This window comes from Streptomyces sp. NPDC058000 (assembly GCF_042886435.1).
Lineage (GTDB): Bacteria > Actinomycetota > Actinomycetes > Streptomycetales > Streptomycetaceae > Streptomyces.
This window is the reverse complement of the sequence record NZ_JBHVQS010000134.1, coordinates 1-1,777: the sequence shown is the minus strand read 5'-3', so window position 1 is coordinate 1,777 and position 1,777 is coordinate 1. Positions and strand designations below refer to the sequence as shown.

The window sequence follows — 1,777 nt, the reverse complement described above, 5'->3', positions numbered from 1 at the left end:
CGCCGTCACCGCCCGGCCCACCGTTCACGTGAGCTGGAAGGCCCCGTTCCTCGCGGCCTGGAGCCTCGCGAAGTTCCTCTACCGTGCCGCCCGCAGCACCGCCCGCTTCTACGGCGGCCGGGAGCTCCGGGGCCCCGCCCGCTCGACCGCGACGGCCTGGTCCGCCGGCACCCGGGTGCAGCGCGAGGACCAGGAGGACGCCGCCGCCATGGGCTCCGTTGCCTGGGCCCCGCCCCGCATCAGCCTGGTGAAGCAGCCCCGCCGCCAGCCGAGCCCCTGGGCCCGCAAGGCTGCCGCCTGGCTCCGGACCTACTCCGGCAAGGGCTCGCACACCCTCGACCGGGCCGTCGCCGCCCTGCGCTGGACCTTCCGCGCCGCCGACCGGGCCTCGGCTCTCGACCGCGCCGTCTGGCGTGGCCTGACCGCCGCGTACCGCACCACCGCCCCGATCCTGGGCAACTGGCCGTGCTGGCCCTACGCCGCCCGGGGCCTCGTCCGCGTGATCCTGACGGCCCTCCTGGTGTTCGCCCTGGTCCCGGCCTGGGACGTCTGGGCCGTCCTGGTCGCGGTCCTGGCCACCGCCGCCCTGGGCGCGCTCCTGCCCCGCATGGCCCCCATCCGGCCCGGCGACGACGTCGTCTATGGCCCCCGCCTCTGGGTCGTCCTCCGCGAGGACCTGAAGCTCCCCGATGAGGAGGAAGCCGCGGGCTGGCTCCAGCTCCCTGCCCGCCTGGACGCCGACGACGCCCGCATCGCCCTGCGCCTGCCCTGGACGTTCCGCGGCTCCGACATGGAGAAGGAGAGCATCACCGCGCTGATGAACTCCCGCCTGCCGGGGGAGTGGGTCGGCCGCTACAGCTTCCGGGGCGACCACGCCACCGCCGTCTACACCCACAAGCCCCCGCCCAAGCCGACGCCGCCGGCACCCGAGCCCCCGGCCGCCGTGAACATCTGGGATCCCAAGGTCCAGGAGATCCTTGCCGCCCTCGGCCCCGACGAGTTCTACCTCGGCCAGGACACTTTCGACCGGCCCGTCATCCAGAAGATGGCCGACGAACAGAACTCCTGGGCGCTTTCCATCGGGTCCGGTGGTGGAAAGTCTGCATTCCTCCAGTGGCTCGCCGTACAGATGCTCATGAAGCGCGGAACCATCGTCGTCATCGACCCGAAGATGGTCTCTCTGACGCCGCTCATCGGCATTGAAGGCGTTCACGACTACATCAACCCCCGCGCACCCCTGGACATGCGAGCCAGCCTCGAATGGGTCGCGGATGTTCTCGACGCCCGGAATTTCGAGAAGAAGAACGGTATCCGTACCGCTTTCCCGCCGCTTTACGTCTTCCTGGAGGAATCGAACCACCTCGCAGACGTCCTCAAGGAACAGCACTCGGCGGACAAGAAAACCGGAGAGTCGGCGGCCGATCCTGTATGGCGCGACGTCGCATCAATTCTCCGCCTCGGCCGAGAAGTGAACGTCCACATCATCGCTGTATTCCAGGACCTGAAAGACAACCAATTCGGCGGAGTCTCCCTCTCTCCGCTCTTCCCACTGAAGTTCCTCGGCAGCTACACCGAAAACCAGTGGAAGCGCATTATGGGCTCCCGCACCGAAATGCCTGCCATCCAGAAAAAGGCGGGCCGAATGGTCTTCGCTCTGGACACAGGAGAGATCACCCGAATTCAGACCCCGTACGCCCAGTGGAATCCGGAACTCACCAAGGACCAGAACCAGCAGGAGGCGTACCGGCTCCTCACGGCCTACTACAAGGAGCTGCGC

1 protein-coding gene is annotated in these 1,777 nt (G+C 68.4%); it reads left to right on the top strand.

Annotation, left to right across the window (positions count from 1 at the left end):
* Window positions 1-28: 28 nt before the first annotated feature.
* Window positions 29-1,777, top strand: a 1,749-nt coding sequence (locus tag ACFVT2_RS43295; protein WP_390027992.1) for a hypothetical protein, incomplete at its 3' end; no start/stop codon positions are given.